A 19,109-nucleotide genomic window follows, 5' to 3' on the forward strand; every position below is an offset into this window, starting at 1 on the left:
CTTGAACGAGAGGTGATGATCATGGAACAACCACGTATCTTAATCGTCGATGACGAGAGAGACTTATGTACGCTCATCCAAAAAGCGTTAGAGAAAGAAGGCTTCCGCGAGATTCGGACGGCCCACACGATTCGAGACGGACTCGCAACGTTCACGGCGTTCGCACCCCATCTCGCCATCCTCGACGTCATGTTGCCGGACGGCGAAGGTTACGAGCTATGCCAACAAATCCGGAACACGTCGAACATCCCGATCTTATTTTTGTCGGCCAAATCCGACGAGGTCGACAAGATTCTCGGCCTCGCCATCGGCGGCGACGACTATATCACGAAGCCGTTCAGCCCGAAAGAAGTCGCCTTCCGTGTCAAGGCGCAGCTCCGTCGCGTCTCGCTCTATGACGCACCCGAGCTCCCTAATGATACGGTCGTCGGCCCGTTCCGCTTGAACGCGGACGGCACCGAAGTGGATCGCGACGGGATCCGGCTCGAGCTGACGGCCAAAGAAGTCGGCTTGCTCGCCTGCTACATGCGCAATCCGAACCGAATCCTCAGTAAAGAGACGCTGTTCACGCAAGTGTGGGGCGAAGATTTCTATGGTGCCGACAACACGGTCATGGTACACATGCGCCGACTCCGAGAAAAAATCGAACCGAACCCGTCCCAACCGACCTACATCAAGACGGTCAAAGGGCTCGGCTACAAGTTCGAGGCATAGGAGGCGCTCACACGTGAAATGGAAACTGACCGGCAACTATTTGGTGTCGATCCTGGCCATCGTCGCCATCGTCGTCATCTTGAACGTCGTCATCCTCGTGACACTCCTCGTCAATCAACGGACCGGCATCGATGACGTCGAGAGCAACTCCGGCGAGACGTTCACACGCACGTTCAACCAATATATGACGCTCGAGGACGGCGAACCGGTCGTCAGTCCGGACGGGGTCCGGGCGCTCGAGGCAAACAACGCCTTCCTGCAAGTGCTCGACGAGTCGGGCCGTGTCGTCAGTGACATCGATGCGCCGACGACGGCACCGGACGCGTACTCGCCAATCGAATTGATTCACATCTATAAATATAAGGACGACGACCTCGTCCTCTATTTCATCGGCGAGTTCGAGGACTACAGCTATCTCGTCGGCTTTCCCGAGGCGACCGAGGGCCGCATCGTCACGATGATCGATCCCCAGTCCGTGCTCGCCTACTTGTCGAAGGCCGGACTCATCTTGCTCATCGTCGATCTCGCCGTCGCCGCGCTGATCGGACTCGCCTTCAGCTCGATTTTGACGAAACCCGTCTATCGATTGACCGAACGGATCGCCCAGTTGAAGGCGCGTGATTTCTCGACCGTCGAACCGAAACGTCCCGGTATATATCGGCCCGTCTTCGCCAACTTGAACGACGTGTCCGAGACGCTGACGACGTACGAGTCGGAACGGGAAGAACTCGAGCTGCGCCGGAAAGAATGGATGAGCAACGTCTCGCACGACTTGAAGACGCCGCTCGCCTCGATCCAAGGCTACGCCGAGCTGCTCGACGATCGTGACCTCGAGGAAGCGGAACGAATCCAATACGCCGAGGTCATCGAACGCCAAGCCTTGTATATGAAAGAACTGATTGACGACTTCAATTTGACGATGCGGCTCCAGCACGGCGACTTCCCGCTCGAAACGATTGAGACCGGACTCGAGCCGTTCGTCCGTGAGCTCGTCATCGACGTGTTGAACGATGCCCGGTTTTCTGAGCGTGACATCTCATTCGCGAGCACGGATGCGGCCACGCGCGCCATCGACCGGCACTTCATGAAGCGGGCGCTGCTCAACTTTTTGTATAACGCCCTGCTCCATAACGACGACACGGTCGCGGTCCGTGTCACCGTCGCGCACGACACGATCACGATTCAAGACGATGGCACCGGCATCGATGCGAAGGACCTCCCGTACATCTTTGAGCGCTACTATCGGGGCACGAACACGACCGATGCGCTCGGGAGCGGGCTCGGGATGGCCATTTCCCGGGACATCATCAAAGCGCACGGCGGCACCGTCACGGTGACGAGTGAACGCGGGTCTGGGACGACGATTCGCATCGAGTTGCCAGCATGACACAATCAATTACAGACAGCTAGCCCGACCAAGGAAACGGATCGACTTCTAGGGGATTAGCAAGCAAAGGGAGACCCAGCAGCGACAAAGTCGCGGTGCGGCCCCCTGATTGCCCCAGAAAAGCGAGTCGTGTCTGGGCGGACAAACAAAAACCGCAGACATTTGATATGTCTACGGTCCATTCAGAAGGATTCGCTCAACGGAGCGAATCCTTCTTTGTCGTTTCATAGTCCTCGATCCACATCTCGAGTTCGTCGATCGGGAGCGGACGCGAGAAGTAATACCCTTGCATCTCGTCACAGCCGAGCGAACGGAGCGTGTCGAGCTGTTCCGGCGTCTCGATACCTTCGCATACCGTCTTCAATTCGAGCCCGCGAGCGAGCTCGATGATTGACTGGACGATGACGTTGCCGGTCGGGTCGTTATCCGTCACTTGGATGAACTGACGATCAATTTTGATCTCGTGGATCGGATAGTGCTTCAAATAGACGAACGCCGAGAATCCGGTCCCGAAGTCGTCAATCGAGATCGAGAACCCTTGTTCCCGGAAGGCGATGAAGCGTTCGATGACGTGCTGTTGATTCTCCATCCCGACGCTCTCGGTGATCTCGAACGTCAAATAGTTCGGACAGACGTCCATCTCTTTGACGATTTGGCCCAACTTCTCGACGACCCCGTCCGATAGAAAATGACGAGCCGACAAGTTCAGTGCGAGTTGATACATCCGTCCCGAGGCGTGCCACGTTTTCAACTGACGGCAAGCCTCGGCGAGTGCCCATTCCTCGAGGGCGATGATGACGCCCGTCGACTCGGCGATCGGGATGAAGTCGAGCGGTGGGATCAACCCGTGTTTCGGATGAATCCAACGCATCAATCCTTCAAATCCATTCAGTTTTTCGGTCGCCGCTTCAATCTTCGGCTGATAGTAGAGTGTGAACTCGTTCAAGGCGAGCCCTTTACGGAGGTTCATCTCAAGCGTCAGGCGTGCCGTCGCTTTCTCGCTCATCTCTTCTTCGTAAAAAGCGATCCCTCCACGCTGCACGTGACGCTCATTGGCCGTGATCCGAGTCGTATCCATCATCTCGAGCGTCGAACGTGACTTGTCCTCGATCGAGATGAAGGCGCTCATCGTCAAGACGACATCGAGTTCCCCGACCGCGAACGGCTCGTTCGTCACCGTCTCGCAAATCAAATCGGCGTATCCTTTGACTTTGATTCGGTCCCCGTAAGGCGTCCATAGCAAGAAACCGGATTGAGAAATCCGCGCCAAGAGCGAGACGTCGACGACTTGCTGGATTCGTTCTGACAGTTCGATGACGATCTCGTCTGCCCGTTGGATACCGATCGCCGTCTCGACGGAGCGGAACTCGTCCGCCCGCAAATAAATCAATGACCCGAGCTGATGCGGCGTCTGTTCCCGGAGCGCGTCCACCCGTTCGATGAAGCCGTTCAAGTTCATGAGTCCGGTCTGTTCATCCGTATAGGCGAGCTTGGCGAGATGGTCGTCAATCTCTTGACGGTCGAGCCGGAGATAAAGGATGGCGATAAAATCGGACAGCGTGCTGACAATCAATTCCTCGATGAACGTCCATTGCCGCGGCTCAAACGTCTCGCAACAGATGACCCCTTTGGCCCGATTGTTCGCATAGATCGGCGCGTCGAGCATCGAGTAGACCCGCTGCCCTTCCACGAAATGTTGCTGGTACAAGTCCTTCACCCACTCATGGGTCCGGACGTTCTCAAACGGCAACACCCGGTTCGTCCGCAGGGCGTCGAAGTAGACCGGTGCGTCCCCACGCATGACCGTCAATGCCGGTTCACTCGGGCCACTCTCTTTCGAATAGGCGACTTGGCAACTGATCGATGCGTACGTCTCGTCAAAATGCCAAATCGAGACCGTATCGACGTTGAGCATATCGGAGACGACTTCGCACATGTAATGAAGGGTCTGTCGCACCGCTTCCTCCGTCACGTCGGGCATCCGGACGAGTTCGAACAGTTTCTCTTGATGTTGTCGGTATGTTTGTGATGAATTGTTCCCCTCGTTCATAAGTCCCCTACTCTCGTTCAAACGTTTTGCATTCATGATAGCACGAAAAGATATATAAATAGGTTTCCAAAATTCAACAGAAAGTCAATTTTCGATTACCCTGTTTCTTTAGTACTTCTTCTTCGTCCACGCCCAAAATTATTGACCTTATTTTCAACGGAATCCACTGATTGAGCCATTTCCACCATTGCTTGCCGTATGTGTAAACCCTACAATAAACTTGTATCGTTTTACCTGTCGATAATTGTCAATTGAAATTGAAGAGAAGGAAGTGACCCCATGTCCCCTAAGTCCGGCCTCATGTACTCATTCGCAGCCATCGCCGCCGTAAGCATCATCGCCCAGGCCGACGAAGTCGCAGCAGCCAGCACACACGTCGTCCGTGCCGGTGACACACTTTGGTCGATCAGCCAAACACATAACGTGTCGGTCGCCCAGTTGAAAGCAAGCAACAACTTAAGCTCTGACCGTCTCGCCATCGGCCAAACGCTCAAATTGAGCGGGAGCGCCCCGAGCACATTAAAACCCGCCGCTACAACGGCGACGTCAAGTTCGACGCAAGTGACGACAGACGCCTTGAACATGCGCCTCGCCGCAGGCACATGGCATAAAGTGCTCGTCACGATCCCGAAAGGCCAGGCGCTCAAGCCGATCAAAACGAGCGGTGCCTGGACGAAAGTCAGCTATGGCGGAAAGACCGGGTGGGTACATAACGGCTACTTGACGACCGCATCCGTCAAACCGGCCACACCTTCTACACCGGTCACATCAAGCGACACTACCGTGACGACAGCCGACTTGAACCTGCGCCGCGCCGCAGGGACGTGGCACGACGTACTCGTCACTATCCCGAAAGGTCAAGCGCTCACACCGATCAAAACGAGCGGTGCCTGGACGAAAGTCAGCTATGCCGGGAAGACTGGGTGGGTACATAACGGTTACTTGACGAATTCATCCGTCAAACCGACTACTCCAACGACGCCGAGCCAACCGGTCGCACCGTCGAAACCGGCCATCAAAGAAGAGAGCATCAACCAGTCTTACGTCACGACGGCGAATTTGAACGTCCGTAAAGGCCCAGGGATCGGTTACGCCCTCGTCACGAACATCCCGAACGGTACGACCGTCAAAGCGACGAAACAGAGCGGTACGTGGGTGTACGTCACGTATAACGGCAAGAGCGGTTATGTTAGCACCGGTTACTTGAAACAGACGACGACGGCACCGAGCGCGCCGGTCACTCCGAACGCCGGAGATGGCGGTGCGGGCAACGAATCGTTCGACTATGTCGTCAATACGCCATCGCTCAACGTCCGCGCCTCGGCCTCGACGAGCTCTGCCGTCATCGGCAGTGTCACGGCCGGACAGACGCTCCGCGTCGTCCAAACGTCGAACGGCTGGCATCAAATCTATATCGGCAACACGACCGGTTTCGTCGCGGCGTCATACGTCAAAGCGGTGCCGAAAGGTTCTACGACGGCACCGTCAGGCTCGTCTGACGGACTAGCGAAGAGTCTTGCCGCCATCGCGGTCGCCAAGAAATATGTCGGCACGCCTTACATCTGGGCGTCCTCGAACCCGGCCAACGGTGGGTTCGACTGCTCTGGACTCATCTATTACGCCTACAATCAGGCAGGCTACAGCGTGCCCCGCACGAACGTCGCCACGTATTGGTCCGGGTCTTATTTCGGAACACAGCTCAGCAAGACGTTCGTCCCGAAAGCAGGCGACCTCGTCTTCTTCGAGAACACGTACACGGCCGGCCCGTCACACATGGGCATCATGATCGATTCGGACACGTTCATCCATGCCGGGACGTACGGACTCGGCTACAACACGATCAGCAAAGAGCCATATTGGAAATCACGCGTCATCGGCTACAAACGACCGTGACCTTCGGCGCATTGGAAGACCCGACCTTTGTCGGGTTTTTTTTCGTGGGGCAGGATTTCCCTCGAAAGACTCGAACACGAAAGATAGAATGGGAAGAGAAAGAAGGAGGTGTCCGATGGGAAATAATCGATTCGCTAAAATTCCGTACCGAACTTACACGATGGCCCTCGCCGTCGCTTGTCTCATCGGCGTATTGTTATTCGGGCTCGGACTGAGCTATTACTGGAAAGAAAAACACGTCGCCGTCGATGAAACGGTGCGCGACTTGAATCATGCCTCTGACTTGGCCGGGGTCGAGTCGTACCTCGTCTTGCATCACGCGGCCAAACTGTACGAGACGAACTCCGAGCAACCGACCTCCTTGTTGTCGGCCCCGTACCGTGAACGGGCGCTCCAATACAATCTTCAATTGCTCGACGACTTCGAGACCGGGGTCGATGAACGTGAACGGGACGCCCTGCTCCGTTTCTCCGAACAGCTCGAGGACACGTTGAACGAAGACGGATCGAGCCGATTCGAGGCCGTACCGTTCGACGTCATCGAGTCGATCAATCGGCGCTGGCTCTACCAAGGTCTCGAGCGGACCGCCCAGGCGAACACCGCCTATGAATTGACCGACGCCGTCATGCGGATGCAGATGGCGTTCGTCGAAGGTGTGACGAATCTGCTCGCCGAGACGCCGGACCGAGACCAGCTCGACTTCGAGGTCTCGACGATCGCGAACGAGGCACGGTTGATCGAAGACATCGTCACGACCGACCCGTCGCTGAAAACCAAATCGGTCGAAGACTTGATCGAGAGTGCGCTCGCACTCGGACGGGTGACGGCCGCCAATTCGACGCTCGAGGCCCGTTACGTCAACGGGACGAGCTTTTATGAGGATTCACACGCCGCCCTTCAAACCGTGCGGTCGACGGCAGATGACACGCTCATGGCCGAGCGTGACCGTTACGGGACGCTCGCCATCGCCGCCCTTCTCATCACGATGCTGTTGTCGGCCGGGCTCCTGCTCGCCCTATGCTACACACGCAAGATGTATGCCCACGACTTGGCGCACTTGAAGGCCCGTGCCCTCGCCATCGACCCGAGCACGGAACCGGTCGCGGAATCGTTCCCGCCGAATCATGACTTCCGCGGCATCGAGGACGAACTCCGCGAGATCGCCGTCAGCGTCCACTCGACGGTGCACACGCTCGAGACACAATCGGACGACCTGCTCCGGTATCACGAGCGCTGGTCGTCGCTCTTCTCCGAGACGGGACTCGCCATCGCCTTGATCGATGACACGTACGACTTCATCGAACGAAACGATGTGTTCCGCCAGTTCTTTGGGGAACGCAACTTGTATGAGATCAACCAACTGTTCACCGACACGGGACGCCGCCTGTTGCGCGAGGCGCTCGCCGGGGTGACGGAGAACGGGACGAGCGCGCAGTTCATCTTGCACTTGAAAGGTGAGCACGTCCGCTTCTTGAACGTCAAAATCATCCCGCTCAAGCGCGGCGAGACGCTCACGTATTACCTCATCCTCGAAGATGAGACCGAGCGCGTCGAGCGTGAGCGCAAAGTCGACCGCCTCGTCCGCTTCGACCTCGCCACCGAGCTCTACAACGAGTACGGCTTCCTGCGGGCTTGGGAGAAACAAGACATCGACGGTACGTTCCTGTTGATCAAACTGAACGACTTCCATCACCTCGTCGACTGGTACGACCCGACGTATGCCGACCTGCTCATGACCGAGTTCGCCCGGCACGTCGAGGATCGGCTCGAGAAGTACGCACACCACTTGTTCGGCCGCTACCGTGACGATACGCTCATGCTGTATGTGAAAGGGCTCCGTAACGTCGACGAGACCGAGTTGCTGGAGCTCTTCCCGACCGAGCTGTTGATCAACCAGAAACGCCAGACCGTGCATCTTCAAATCGGGGCGACGCATACGACGTCGAACTATAACGACTGCCTGTTCGAGGCGACGAAGGCGCTCCAACACGCCAAAGAGACGCGCACGCCGTTCGTCTGGTACGACTCGAGCATCCTCGCCCAGCTCCAATGGGCCGCCTTGATCGAACAGGCGCTCCCGGAGGCGATCGAACAAGGCCATATCACGGTCTCCTATCAGCCGCAAGTCGAGTTGAAGACGGGCCGTGTCGTCGGGGCCGAGGCGCTCGCGCGCTGGCAGCACCCGGACATCGGCTATGTGCCGCCGAACGAGTTCGTCCGCATCGCCGAACGGTCCGACCAAATCCTTTGGTTATCGCACTCGATCCTTGACTTGGTCGTGCAACAGCTCGTTTCCTGGCGCGATACCCCGTTCGCCGACATCTCGTTGTCGTACAACTTGTCGGCCCATTCCGTCGACCCGTCGATCGTCACGAAGCTGCGTGACTTGGTCGAGACGTATCCATGGCTCCCGGACCGGTTGAAAATCGAGCTGACCGAGTCGGCCGACATCATGTCACACACGAACGAGCTCGAGCGGCTCGAAGATATCGCCGACCTCGGCTATTGCCTGTCGATCGACGATTTCGGTACCGGCTACGCCTCGTTCGAAGCGATCTGGCACTTGCCGATCCAAGAAGTGAAGATCGACCGCATGTACGTCAGCGGAAAAGCGAAGGACAGCACGTCGTTCCTCCGCGCCGTCTCCCGATTCGCGAGCGAACAAGAACTGACCTCGCTCGCCGAAGGGATCGAGACGAAGCAAGACTTGGACCGCATCCTCGCCGAAGGCGTCGAGCTTGGCCAAGGTTACTACTACGCCCCGGCCCTCGACACGATTGCGTTCGAGGCGTGGGTGAATCAAAAAAGAGGCCGTCTCGCCTAAGCGAGGGCCCCGTTCGACCGGCTGACACATGTCAGCCGGTTTTTCGTTTGAGGAGATTAAAGACGAGCTTCAACGCGATCAACAGTCCGATGACAGGCAAGATGACGGGCAGCGAACCGCGCGGCAACAGCCCGAACACGATGAACACCGTCATCCCGATGGCGAAGAACAGCTTGACGCCCCGCTCGTGGCCCTCGAACTTCTCCCAGCGCCAGACGAGAAGCAGTAACGTCAGCGGCGCGAACAAAAACGTCAAGAAGAAGAACGGCATATGCCGTGTGTACCAGGGTTGGGTCATTTCAATCGTACCTCCTCATACAACGCCTCCGTCGCTTCGTTCGACTCCACGTTCACGTAGATCGGCTTGCCGCTCCAGTCGATGCGAACGGCGGCCTCGATATCTCGGTCGAGAAAGACGAGCACATCTTCCCCGCCTGTCGTCCGGAAGTGACCGGTCAAGCGTGAGCCGACGGCGGCACCGTTCGTCCGGCGGTCGAGACTCGGCCGATACGTCAACGTGACGGTTTCGATTTCATCGTACGGCACCGTCTCCCCGTAACTGCCTTCGATGACGAGCGCCGAGTCGGTGAACGTCACCTCGGTCGGTTGGTTGAACCAGAACAAGAGACCTCCGACAAAGCCCAAGATGAGCGTCAAGACGAGGACGAGCGGGATGAGCCGTTTTTTGCCGCCGGGACGAAGTTTCCCGCGCTCATCAAAAATATTCCCGTCATACTTTTGGCTGCGCCAAAGCGTGACGACGACGAGCAAGACGATGAGCAGGAAGAACGGCTCGAGCGGGATGTCGAGACCAGACATGTCGATGGCGGCGATGACGAGAAAGATGCTTGCGATGCCGTAACACATGAAGCCGAGCAATCGTGCCACCGCCTTGATGTCCACACGCGCCTTGTCCTCACGCTTCATCGTGTTATATCCCGAGATGAGGAAATGCCAGCCCAAGCGATGGACGGCAAATCCGAGCAAGAATAAAATGAGTGCTGCAATGACGAGTCCCCACATAGAGGTGTCCCCCTTTCTTCTATAGTGTACGAGAAAAATGGACCAAATGTTTCAAAATCATAAGGCGTGCCAATGACTTGGACGATATCTTATACTGGAATCAGAACGCTCAAGGAGGAATTCGATGTATCGGACAAAAGCAGACTTTCTACAAGATTGGACCAAGTCCTCGACCGGCACGCTCGACGTGCTTCGCGCCGTCACCGACGAGGCGCTCGGCCAGGAGATCGTTCCCGGTCATAACTCACTCGGCTGGATCGGTTGGCACGTGACGACCGCGCTCGGTTATTTCACGAACTTGCTCGGCTTCCGGCTGTCGGCCCTGAAGAGTTTGACACAACCGACCGACGCGGCACTGATCGCCGATCAATATGCGCGTTACGCCGATGAGATCGCGAAGGCGGCCGAACAGTTCTCGGACGAGTACCTGCTCGAAGAAGTCGACGTCCACGGCGCGAAGCAACCGCGCGGTGCCGTCTTGCGCATGATGATCGACCATCAGACGCACCACCGCGGCCAGATGACGGTACTCCTCCGTCAAGCCGGACTCACGGTCCCTGGCGTCATGGGCCCGACGAAAGAACAGATGAAGGCCTGAAAAAAGGCGAGGCCCCGCGGGGTCTCGCCTTTCGTCACATCGATGACGGCGTATTCGCCTTGTTTTGCATCCGACCAATCCCTTCGTATTGGACAGTACCCGGGTCGCGTGCATATTTCCACGCGTTACGAGCGTCGATCAACCGTTTTGCCCGCATCCCGTCGAACGCTTCCGGCTTCAAGTTGACGAGCTCGTCCCATTCCGTGACGAGGATGGCGACGTCCGCTCCTTTGAGCGCCGCCTCGACCGTCATCGCTTGTGGATAGTCCCACTTGGCGAGTGGGTCATAGCCGATGATGTCGATTTCACGCAGTGCCAAGTGGCGAGCGAGCGTGACCGACGGTGCGTCACGCATATCGTCCGTACCCGGTTTGAAGGCGAGACCGAGGAAGGCGACCTTGAGGCCGCTCTTGTGCTCGACTTTCGAGGCGACGTAACCCATCTGGGCGTCGTTCGAGTGCATGGCGGCACTGATGACCGGCAAGTCGAGCTCGTTCTCGTGGGCGACGTTCAAGAGCGCGTGCATGTCTTTCGGGAAGCACGAGCCCCCGTAGCCGAGGCCGGCGTTCAAGAACGAACGTCCGATGCGCGGGTCGAGACCCATCCCATCGGCGATTGTCGTGATGTCCGCTCCCGCCTTATCGGCGAGACGCGCCAAGTCGTTGATGAAACTGATTTTCGTGGCGAGAAACGCGTTCGAGGCGTATTTGATGAACTCCGCGTCAATCGGCGACGTGCAGACGAGCGGGACACCGAGGCGTCCATAGATGCCCGCGAGTTCCTCGCACATCTCAAGGTTGTCACTGCCGATGACGACACGGTGCGGTTTCAACACGTCGGCGAGCGCGCGCCCTTCTTGGAGAAACTCGGGGACGACGGCGAACGTGTGAGCCGGGTACATGATCGACAGCATGTCGGTCGTCCCCGGTGGCACGGTGCTGCGGATGATGATCTTTTGTTTCGACTTCACCTCGGACAAGGCCGCGTCGACGAACGTCAAGTCACAGCTGCCGTCGCTCTTGCTCGGCGTACCGACCGCAAGGATGAGGTAGTCGACCGTTTCTGTGTCGGCGATCGAGTCTGTGAACGTGATCGAGCCGGGATAGTCACGTAACACGTCTGCCATGCCCGGCTCGTGGAACGGGACGTCCCCGCTCATGAGACGAAGCAGTCTCGGTTGATCTTTCTCGACACCGATGACCTCATGCCCCGCTTTCGCCAGTCCGCACAGGGTGGCCAGTCCGACATAGCCAAGGCCGATGATTCCAAATTTCACGATAGTTCCTCCTTCAATAGTCTTCTCCTAACAGTAACGAAAAGCGGCGAGCAAGGGAAGGCTCTAACACTCTGTGAATATTCTCTGCTATAATGAGTCAAAATGAGGCTAGAAAGGAATAACCGCATGGGATTGCTCGCTTTCTTTTTGATTTCGCTGTTCGTGTTCTACTGGTTTCCTATTCGAGGTGGACTCAAGACTTTCCTGCTTATCTTGATCATGATCAGCGGTTGGCTGTCGATTTTCGAGCTCGTCGCGATCATCGAAGCCCGTCCATGGGTCGCTGCCCCGGTCCTCGCGCTCATCGGTTTGTTCGTTTGGAAGTGGCGCAAAGACAGACAAAAGAAACAAAACAAGCAACAAAGCATTTGACAGCGACGTCGAGTGCTTTTTTCAGTTGCCACATAACTTTTTTAAGAATGATGGGAAAGTATTTTTTTGATGCTATCATACTTGCATCGCACTGTTTTTTTGAAAATAAGGGGAGACTATTATGACTTTTTACGGGCTCGACATCGCACCTTGGATCGAACCACTGGCCCAGTTCGTGTTTTGGTATCCGTTCTTCATGGCGCTGTTTTGGATCTCGGGCGCCCTCTTGTTCAGCTTGACGCGAGAGAAAGAGGAAGAACTCAACTTGAACGAGCGGGAATGGCCGCTCATCAGCATCTTGATTCCTTGTTATAACGAAGAAGAGACGATCGCCGAGACGATCGAGTACTTGGACCGCCTCACCTATCCGAATTTTGAAATCATCGCCGTCAACGATGGCAGCCGTGACAAGACCGGTGACATCCTCGTCGGGCTCGCCGATGAGTACGAGCGCTTGCGCGTCATCGACTGTCACGAGAACCGGGGCAAGGCGAACGCGTTACATATGGCCGCCCACGCCGCCCGCTCCGAGTATTTGCTCTGCGTCGACTCGGACGCGTTCCTGAGCGAAGAGGCCCCGTACTACCTCGTCCGTCACTTCTTGAACCGCGGCGAACGCGTCGGGGCCGTCACCGGAAACCCGCGCATCCGTAACCGCGACACGCTCCTCAGCCGGATGCAGCTCGTCGAATACTCGTCGATCATCGGTTCGATTAAACGCACACAGCGCGTCATGGGGAAAATCATGACCGTCTCCGGCGTCATCGTCATGTTCCGCAAGAAAGCACTGCTGTCGGTCGGGCTCTGGGACCGCGACATGATCACGGAAGACATCGCCGTCTCGTGGAAGCTCCAAAAGAACTTCTGGGACATCCGCTATGAGCCGCGCGCCCTCTGTTGGATGCTCGTCCCCGAGTCGATCTCCGGCATTTGGAAACAGCGCGTACGCTGGTCGCAAGGCGGACAGGAAGTCGTCTTGCGTCACTTCGACATCTTCAAAGACTGGCGCCAGCGCCGGATTTGGCCCGTCTATATCGAGCAGGTCGTCAGCGTCCTCTGGGCATACGCCTGGCTCATCGTCACAGTGTACCTGTTCGTGACGGCCGACACGATGCAAGATCTATTGATTTGGTTTACCTATAACTCGTTCGCGCTCGTTCTCGTCAGCCACGTCCAGTTGATCATCTCGCTCTGGAACGACGCCCGTTACGATAAAGTGTTCAAATATTACGTCTGGGCCGCTTGGTATCCGGTCATTTACTGGATGCTCAACACGTTCGTCGTCATCGCGGCGACGCCGAAAGCAATCAAGGCCCGTGTGAAAGGAGGTTATGCGACATGGACTTCACCAGACCGGGGGACACGGAGAAGCAGCCTGTAAGTGAGTTATACGATTATGAGCAAGAGATTCTCGTCAAGACGAAACAGAACGTGTTCCGCAAAGGGATCGAGCTGTTGCTCACGGCCGTGTTCTGGTTGTACACGTTCATCGTCACGTGGTTCTTCTTGAGCGCCGTCCTGAACGTGAACGACCGCTATATAGCCATCCTCAAGACCGCCTTGAACGTCACGAACGCCGACATCCGCGAGCTGCTCTTCTTCGGGCTCGTCTCCTCGTTCGTCGCCGCTCTCCTTTTGTTCATTTGGCGGACGTACAACAAACGGAAATATGGACCGCTCAACCGGCGTCAGATGCCGAAAGACACAACGCTCGACGATTGGCTCGCCCTCGACTTGATGGAGCCCGAGGACATCCATCGCCTCCAGTCCGATAAAGTCATCGTCTTCGAGAAAAACCCGGTGAAAGAGTTGAAATGATGCGCTACTTCAAATGGATATTCGCGCTCCTATTGATTGGGGGCATCGCCTGGAAAGTATATGATGTGTCCTCGACGACACATGAAGAAGTGCCCGACGCGGCGCTCCTCCCCAAAGACAACGTCTGTCTCGGTCTCAATTACCACCGCGTCAAACAGCCGAACGCATGGAACAAGCTCGTCGAGTCCGTGACCGGTGCCTCCGAACTGGTTCGCTATAACGTCTACGCCGACGAGTTCGAGCAGCAGATGACGTGGCTCCAAGACGAAGGCGTCCATTTCGCGACGCAAACTGACCTATCACGTTACCTTGCCGGTGAACCGATTCCAGACAAATGTGTCTGGCTCTCGTTCGATGACGTCGATCATACCGTCTACGAGAACGCGTTCCCGATTTTACGAGACAAACAAATCCCGTTCACGCTGTTCATCATCACCGGTCACGTCGGCGAGGCGTTCCAAAACTTGGACCTCGCCCCGTGGACCGAGCTGAAGGATATGCAGGACAGTGGACTCGCCGACTTCGGGACGCATACGCACGACATGCATTACGTCGAAGACGGAGGCGCCGTGTTCTTGCCGGAAGACAGGCAAGACGAGCTGCGGCAAGATTTGGAGACGAGTGTCGCCGCCATCGAGTCAGAGCTCGGGACGCGCGTCACGACGATCGCCTATCCGTTCGGCAACACGAACGATGCGGTCACCGAAACGGTACAAGACCTCGGTTTTGAGCAGGCGTTCATCTTGAGCCCAAACCCGATCACGCCGGACAACGACCCGTTTTACATGAATCGGTATTTGCTCGACACCGAACTGTTCGAGTTCTTCGTCAAACCGTATTTCGAGAATTGATGATGCAACCCCTCGTCGCCGGACGAGGGGTTGTTTTAGTTCTCGGGGAGTTCGACTTGATCACCGGCCTCGATGGTTCCATCCATGACGTGTTTCATCTCGTCTAAGCTGAACGCGTCCACGAGCTGGATGCCGTCGACATACACCGTCGGCACATAGGCGACGCCGAAGTCACGCGTGAACAGGCGCGAGTTTTGGATGCCAATGTCGACATGGTTCTCAAGCAATTCGTCCGCATTGAGATTAAACTCGGACGCGAGTTTTCGGGCGTAGTCTTCCGTCCCGAACCCGTCAGACCCGGAGTCGAGTCCGATGGCGCGCTGCACCTCATAGTAGCGGTCCGGGATGAGCCGTTCCACGTTATAGTCCACGTTCGCGAGCAATTGCGACTGTTCGTTCAACAGGACGAGCGGCTGTCCTTTGAACGTCGCCTCGCCCGTTTCAATCCAGCGCTCCTCAATCTCCGGCAGTACTTCTTCCATCCACTTCTTGCACCACGGGCAGCTGTAGTCGAAGACGAATACAATCTCGTGCTTGCCTTCCCCGAGCGCGACCTTGTCCTCGAGCGGGAGCTCGTACTTCGTGTATGTATGCAGCTTCGTCGATTCGACGGCCTCACTTTGACTGCAGGCAGAGAGGATCAGGATGAGTCCGACGAATAGTAGATAAAATCGTTTCATGTATAAACCTCCATTTGCTCATCAATTCACATATTTAGTTATACCATGTCTGCCCGGCAGACTCGAGTGACGTTATCGTGAAGTTCATCATAAGAAACGACACATAAGAAAACGAGCGGACCCTATGGCCCGCTCGCTTCATTTGACGACGCGTGTCGTCTTTTTCAATTCTTGGTACCCGCTCTGTGTCATCTTCACGGTGACGGTCACGCCTGGTTTCTGGCGTGAAAACGTCAGCCTGTAGTTTCCTTTCGAATCGACTTTCGCGGTCTTGCTGATGAGCTTCGTCCCGACATACGCCTTGACGGTCGCCCCTTTGTTCCCTTTCCCGGTGATGACGTTAGACGTCGACTTCACCGAGTTGACGCTGAACGTCCGGAACGTGTTGAGGACTTTTCTCGATGCTGTGCTCGACATGTTCCCGGCCGCGTCTTTCGCGCGCGCCGAGACGGTCGCTCCTGGCTTCGTCGTCTTCACGTTATAGCGATATGAACCGCCACTCGATGCTTTCGTCGTGTATGTGCGACCGTTATACGTAATATAAACGGTCGCGCCTTTCTCGGCTTTCCCCGACACATACGTCGATTTGTTTGTGAGCGTCGAGACAGTCGGTTTCGTCGGCGCTACACGATCCTTAACTTTCAACGTCGAAGTTTTAGTTCCACCGAATGCGTCTTTGGCTACAACCTTAAGTGTTTCGTTTGCTACCGGATAGCGATACAAGACGACCGCAAACTTCCCATCTTTGTTCGCACGGTTTGTACCAACTTTTTTACCAGCTGTATCATACACATCGATTGTAATGAACTTGTCTGCATATCCTGTAAGACTCTTTCTGTTATTAGAAGATTCAAGTTTATTTGGAGCGATTACTTTAGATGGGCCAGTCAAACGTTTTGAGAACTCATACTTAGTCGTGCCATCTGGATTTTTCATTACGAGTTTTATGTCCAATGGGAATGAAAGCTTTTTATTCATTTGGATAAGACTACTATATTGGCCATATTTCAATTCATTTTCTGTCCATTTTTGACCATTTATATAGATATCATAATATCTATAAGACAACTTCCGATTGTCGTTAGCGAACCAAATTTTAGACCCATCTTTATTAACTCGTATATCTTCGACACGATGGTCCATTGCATACAAGTTTGCCATACTCTTATTTCCTGCTAAATCAGTTATCATTACTTTCACGTAACTGAAGAATATAGATAATGGATAATCCAACTTCACTTTAAAATATCCTTCTGAATTCGCTGTAGTATTTTTTGCCAATCCGCCGCTTCCTATTTGAATTTTAGCAAATGGTTCAGTTTTACCCTCTACCGTTTGATCTCCATATAGAATTGGATACGTTTCATTAAAATTAGGAAGCGTGATGTCTTTAACGATGAAAGTGGTCGGTTCAGCCACTAATCCAGCAACATTCTCACCTTCTACCATAATTTTATCGATTCCTAGTTCTTTAAATGTTTTATCTTCTATATTTTCAAACGTGATAATATATTGCTTCTCGTTGTAATGTTCATGCTTAGTTACATCAATATCTTTTTTCTTAATCAATTTTCCATTTGAAAAATACGAAACACTAAGACTTTCCAACAAGTCATCTGTATACAATCCAATGACGCGACTATCTTCTGAAATCTTGTTTGTATACCCCGAACTGAATTTCGGTGGTGTGATGTCGTTCGGAATAATTTCAAATTTGGCATAATCAAGTTGATTCACTCTTTTAACAATAAACGCAACTGTTAACTTATCCCCAGACTTTCTAGTGAAAGTAAAGTTCCCTTCCCCATCTGCCTTAATCCGTTGAATCGGAAAATGATAGTTATTTATAACAGACTGATATTCTATTATTTCGATAGTTGCGTTTGGTTCTGTCTTACCTTTGATTATCTTTTCCCCTTCATTAAAATTCTCAAATTCCGGTTTTATAATAGGCTTAAAAGTTCCCTCTACAAAATCTGAAGTACGTTTGTCGTTTATATATACTCTTGCTTTATATTTATCGCCTAACTCAAGATTATTAATTTGCAACGCTGAGAAAGATACCGAATCAACATAAACTTCGATCTCTCCATTTTTTTTCTCAATTTGGACTTCTGCATTAAGTTGCTCCGTTGTAGAAAAATCACTTGAAATTGAAAGACTATTATCAATCATTTTGATAATTGGATTCGGTAACGGACGTTCATCTTCTACTTCAATCGTTTTAACGAGTTGCCAATTCCCATTCTTCTGAATTACATATACGTTATATGAACCCGAATTAAATTTCGGCAACATCAACTTTAGATCCCCTTGATTGTCTGAAGTTGATTTCAATTCTCCATGATTCTGATTTTGATACTGTAATACAAATGCTTGATTTGGATATGTCTTCGCTGATAATTCATTTTGCTCAGAAGTGATTTTCTTCGTGAGTTCAAACTTAAATCGACTTGAATCAAATGCCATTTCACGCGTGAATGTAGCAAGCGTTTTCTCATCTCTAGATACTTCAATTGTACGTAGCGGCGATTCATTACCTTCCACGTAAGTTAGAAATCTACCTTGCTCATCTGATGTAGTAATCAGTTGTCCATCAACTGTGAGATCCGCATTCGGGAACGTATATCCGTCTAAAGTATTGCTACCGAATTCTTCAAAAGAATAGAATGGATGATCTCCTGAGGCTTGAAATGGTTTTACACTGGTCGAAGCTACTAATACACGACCCGTCAAAGGCTCTAAAATTTTATATTCGAATCCTGAAATCACGTCATGTTCTGTTAACGAAATATAGTGATTAAATTCTCCGTTTTCATCAGCTGAAAATTCAACTTCTTTTTCTTGATTGATTACTAAATTCATCTTTAGATAAGGGACAGTTTTTCCAGAAAGATAACCTGACTCAAATCCAAATTGATTTGATTGATAAAGATAATTTGGTTTTACATTGACGTCTGGAACAGTCATCGTAGTGCTACGATTGCTATTAAACTGTGTATAAAATTTAACTTCTTTTGCTGCTTTTACTGGAATTGATAAGGTACCAACACCACTGTAAGAACGTCCATCATATACAGCGACAATCGTATGATCTTCTCGTGATGAAAATTTCATTTCGTTGCTACTTGTGTTAATCCCAAGATATTGCGCCGGGTAAACGACAATGGATGCATCTTGTGAAGCATAAGCCGTCCACTTCCATTCTGCATAACCTTCTTTTGTGATTTGATACAAATGGATTTCCGAACTCGTCATTTTGTTAGTAAGGGTATACGTAAACTGCCCCGTCGTATTCGTTTGGAGGTTCACTAATTGACCGTCCACGTTTAACTGAACTTGAGTGTTTGGCTCTGCTTTCCCGGTGATTACTTTACTGTCCTTGCTAAAAGGATCAATGTTATACGTTGTTGCTCCGTGTACACTTTCGCCCATTGGATAGAACGAAAATGTTCCAATCACTAGACACATAATGAATGTAAGCATAGCGATTTTCGATTTCATGATTCTCATTTTCTTGCCGCCTTTTTCTATTCGAATTAAATCCTTATAAAATATATCACCTCCTTCAAATGTTTATCTTTTCACTTTTATAGAACAGGTGAATTCAGCATGACAAAAAA

At 53.2% G+C, this 19,109-nt stretch carries 15 protein-coding genes; 9 read left to right on the plus strand and 6 right to left on the minus strand.

What is annotated here, in order from left to right; translation table 11 throughout:
- The first annotated feature begins 21 nt into the window (after window positions 1–21).
- A complete protein-coding gene (locus AC13H5_RS11965; RefSeq protein WP_483545831.1) occupies window positions 22–714 on the plus strand; it encodes a response regulator transcription factor in 693 nt (230 codons plus the stop codon).
- A 13-nt stretch (window positions 715–727) separates the two neighbouring features.
- Complete coding sequence (locus AC13H5_RS11970) at window positions 728–2,101, plus strand: sensor histidine kinase (protein ID WP_483545832.1); 1,374 nt, start codon at window positions 728–730, stop codon at window positions 2,099–2,101.
- Between the two features lie 196 nt (window positions 2,102–2,297).
- Here the strand turns inward: AC13H5_RS11970 and AC13H5_RS11975 are convergent, their stop codons facing one another.
- Window positions 2,298–4,151 (minus strand): sensor domain-containing phosphodiesterase, encoded by a 1,854-nt coding sequence (locus AC13H5_RS11975; RefSeq protein WP_483545833.1) that lies wholly within the window; start codon window positions 4,149–4,151, stop codon window positions 2,298–2,300.
- A gap of 279 nt (window positions 4,152–4,430) precedes the next feature.
- On the opposite strand from AC13H5_RS11975, the gene AC13H5_RS11980 reads away from it, so the two are divergent.
- Both AC13H5_RS11980 and AC13H5_RS11985 read left to right on the plus strand, forming a co-directional pair.
- Window positions 4,431–6,044 (plus strand): C40 family peptidase, encoded by a 1,614-nt coding sequence (locus AC13H5_RS11980; RefSeq protein WP_483545834.1) that lies wholly within the window; start codon window positions 4,431–4,433, stop codon window positions 6,042–6,044.
- A 115-nt stretch (window positions 6,045–6,159) separates the two neighbouring features.
- Entirely contained in the window at window positions 6,160–8,868 is a 2,709-nt protein-coding gene (locus AC13H5_RS11985; protein ID WP_483545835.1) for an EAL domain-containing protein, read from the plus strand.
- A gap of 31 nt (window positions 8,869–8,899) precedes the next feature.
- Here the strand turns inward: AC13H5_RS11985 and AC13H5_RS11990 are convergent, their stop codons facing one another.
- Both AC13H5_RS11990 and AC13H5_RS11995 read right to left on the minus strand, forming a co-directional pair.
- The gene (locus AC13H5_RS11990; RefSeq protein ID WP_058764467.1) at window positions 8,900–9,166 is read right to left on the minus strand and encodes a hypothetical protein; all 267 of its coding nucleotides are present in this window, start codon (window positions 9,164–9,166) and stop codon (window positions 8,900–8,902) included.
- Window positions 9,163–9,891 (minus strand): DUF3784 domain-containing protein, encoded by a 729-nt coding sequence (locus AC13H5_RS11995; RefSeq protein WP_034778957.1) that lies wholly within the window; start codon window positions 9,889–9,891, stop codon window positions 9,163–9,165. The genes AC13H5_RS11990 and AC13H5_RS11995 overlap by 4 nt, the downstream gene beginning before the upstream one ends.
- A 124-nt stretch (window positions 9,892–10,015) precedes the next feature.
- On the opposite strand from AC13H5_RS11995, the gene AC13H5_RS12000 reads away from it, so the two are divergent.
- On the plus strand, window positions 10,016–10,489 hold the full coding sequence (locus AC13H5_RS12000; RefSeq protein WP_058764471.1) for a DinB family protein: 474 nt from the start codon (window positions 10,016–10,018) through the stop codon (window positions 10,487–10,489).
- Window positions 10,490–10,523: 34 nt separating this feature from the next.
- On the opposite strand, the gene AC13H5_RS12005 is transcribed toward AC13H5_RS12000, so the two are convergent.
- Window positions 10,524–11,765: a UDP-glucose dehydrogenase family protein gene (locus AC13H5_RS12005; protein WP_214754142.1), complete on the minus strand. Its 1,242-nt coding sequence runs from the start codon at window positions 11,763–11,765 to the stop codon at window positions 10,524–10,526.
- Between the two features lie 126 nt (window positions 11,766–11,891).
- Between AC13H5_RS12005 and AC13H5_RS12010 the strand changes: the two genes are divergently transcribed.
- From AC13H5_RS12010 to AC13H5_RS12025, 4 genes are all read left to right on the plus strand, one after another.
- The gene (locus tag AC13H5_RS12010) at window positions 11,892–12,137 is read left to right on the plus strand and encodes a hypothetical protein (protein ID WP_034778963.1); all 246 of its coding nucleotides are present in this window, start codon (window positions 11,892–11,894) and stop codon (window positions 12,135–12,137) included.
- Between the two features lie 121 nt (window positions 12,138–12,258).
- A complete protein-coding gene (gene pgaC, locus AC13H5_RS12015; RefSeq protein ID WP_483545836.1) occupies window positions 12,259–13,518 on the plus strand; it encodes a poly-beta-1,6-N-acetyl-D-glucosamine synthase in 1,260 nt (419 codons plus the stop codon).
- Complete coding sequence (gene pgaD / locus AC13H5_RS12020; protein ID WP_483545837.1) at window positions 13,476–13,955, plus strand: poly-beta-1,6-N-acetyl-D-glucosamine biosynthesis protein PgaD; 480 nt, start codon at window positions 13,476–13,478, stop codon at window positions 13,953–13,955. Before pgaC ends, pgaD begins: the two co-directional genes overlap by 43 nt.
- Window positions 13,955–14,806 (plus strand): polysaccharide deacetylase family protein, encoded by an 852-nt coding sequence (locus AC13H5_RS12025; RefSeq protein ID WP_483545838.1) that lies wholly within the window; start codon window positions 13,955–13,957, stop codon window positions 14,804–14,806. Before pgaD ends, AC13H5_RS12025 begins: the two co-directional genes overlap by 1 nt.
- A gap of 35 nt (window positions 14,807–14,841) precedes the next feature.
- On the opposite strand, the gene AC13H5_RS12030 is transcribed toward AC13H5_RS12025, so the two are convergent.
- Window positions 14,842–15,486 carry a thioredoxin domain-containing protein gene (locus tag AC13H5_RS12030; RefSeq protein ID WP_483545839.1) on the minus strand — a complete coding sequence of 215 codons (645 nt, stop codon included), beginning with the start codon at window positions 15,484–15,486 and terminating at the stop codon, window positions 14,842–14,844.
- Between the two features lie 138 nt (window positions 15,487–15,624).
- Window positions 15,625–18,999 (minus strand): Ig-like domain-containing protein, encoded by a 3,375-nt coding sequence (locus tag AC13H5_RS12035; RefSeq protein WP_483545840.1) that lies wholly within the window; start codon window positions 18,997–18,999, stop codon window positions 15,625–15,627.
- Between the last annotated feature and the right edge of the window lie 110 nt (window positions 19,000–19,109).

Source organism: Exiguobacterium sp. FD-YE-25-4 (assembly GCF_057004685.1).

What these genes read in the sequence shown, in the direction of transcription:
- AC13H5_RS11975 (WP_483545833.1), bottom strand. Translation starts at nt 4,151, where the DNA reads ATGAACGAGGGGAACAATTCATCACAAACATACCGACAACATCAAGAG.
- AC13H5_RS12035 (WP_483545840.1), bottom strand. Translation starts at nt 18,999, where the DNA reads ATGAGAATCATGAAATCGAAAATCGCTATGCTTACATTCATTATGTGT.
- AC13H5_RS12000 (WP_058764471.1), top strand. Translation starts at nt 10,016, where the DNA reads ATGTATCGGACAAAAGCAGACTTTCTACAAGATTGGACCAAGTCCTCG.
- AC13H5_RS11990 (WP_058764467.1), bottom strand. Translation starts at nt 9,166, where the DNA reads ATGACCCAACCCTGGTACACACGGCATATGCCGTTCTTCTTCTTGACG.
- AC13H5_RS11980 (WP_483545834.1), top strand. Translation starts at nt 4,431, where the DNA reads ATGTCCCCTAAGTCCGGCCTCATGTACTCATTCGCAGCCATCGCCGCC.
- AC13H5_RS11995 (WP_034778957.1), bottom strand. Translation starts at nt 9,891, where the DNA reads ATGTGGGGACTCGTCATTGCAGCACTCATTTTATTCTTGCTCGGATTT.
- pgaD (WP_483545837.1), top strand. Translation starts at nt 13,476, where the DNA reads ATGGACTTCACCAGACCGGGGGACACGGAGAAGCAGCCTGTAAGTGAG.
- AC13H5_RS12030 (WP_483545839.1), bottom strand. Translation starts at nt 15,486, where the DNA reads ATGAAACGATTTTATCTACTATTCGTCGGACTCATCCTGATCCTCTCT.
- AC13H5_RS11985 (WP_483545835.1), top strand. Translation starts at nt 6,160, where the DNA reads ATGGGAAATAATCGATTCGCTAAAATTCCGTACCGAACTTACACGATG.
- AC13H5_RS12010 (WP_034778963.1), top strand. Translation starts at nt 11,892, where the DNA reads ATGGGATTGCTCGCTTTCTTTTTGATTTCGCTGTTCGTGTTCTACTGG.
- AC13H5_RS12025 (WP_483545838.1), top strand. Translation starts at nt 13,955, where the DNA reads ATGCGCTACTTCAAATGGATATTCGCGCTCCTATTGATTGGGGGCATC.
- AC13H5_RS11965 (WP_483545831.1), top strand. Translation starts at nt 22, where the DNA reads ATGGAACAACCACGTATCTTAATCGTCGATGACGAGAGAGACTTATGT.
- pgaC (WP_483545836.1), top strand. Translation starts at nt 12,259, where the DNA reads ATGACTTTTTACGGGCTCGACATCGCACCTTGGATCGAACCACTGGCC.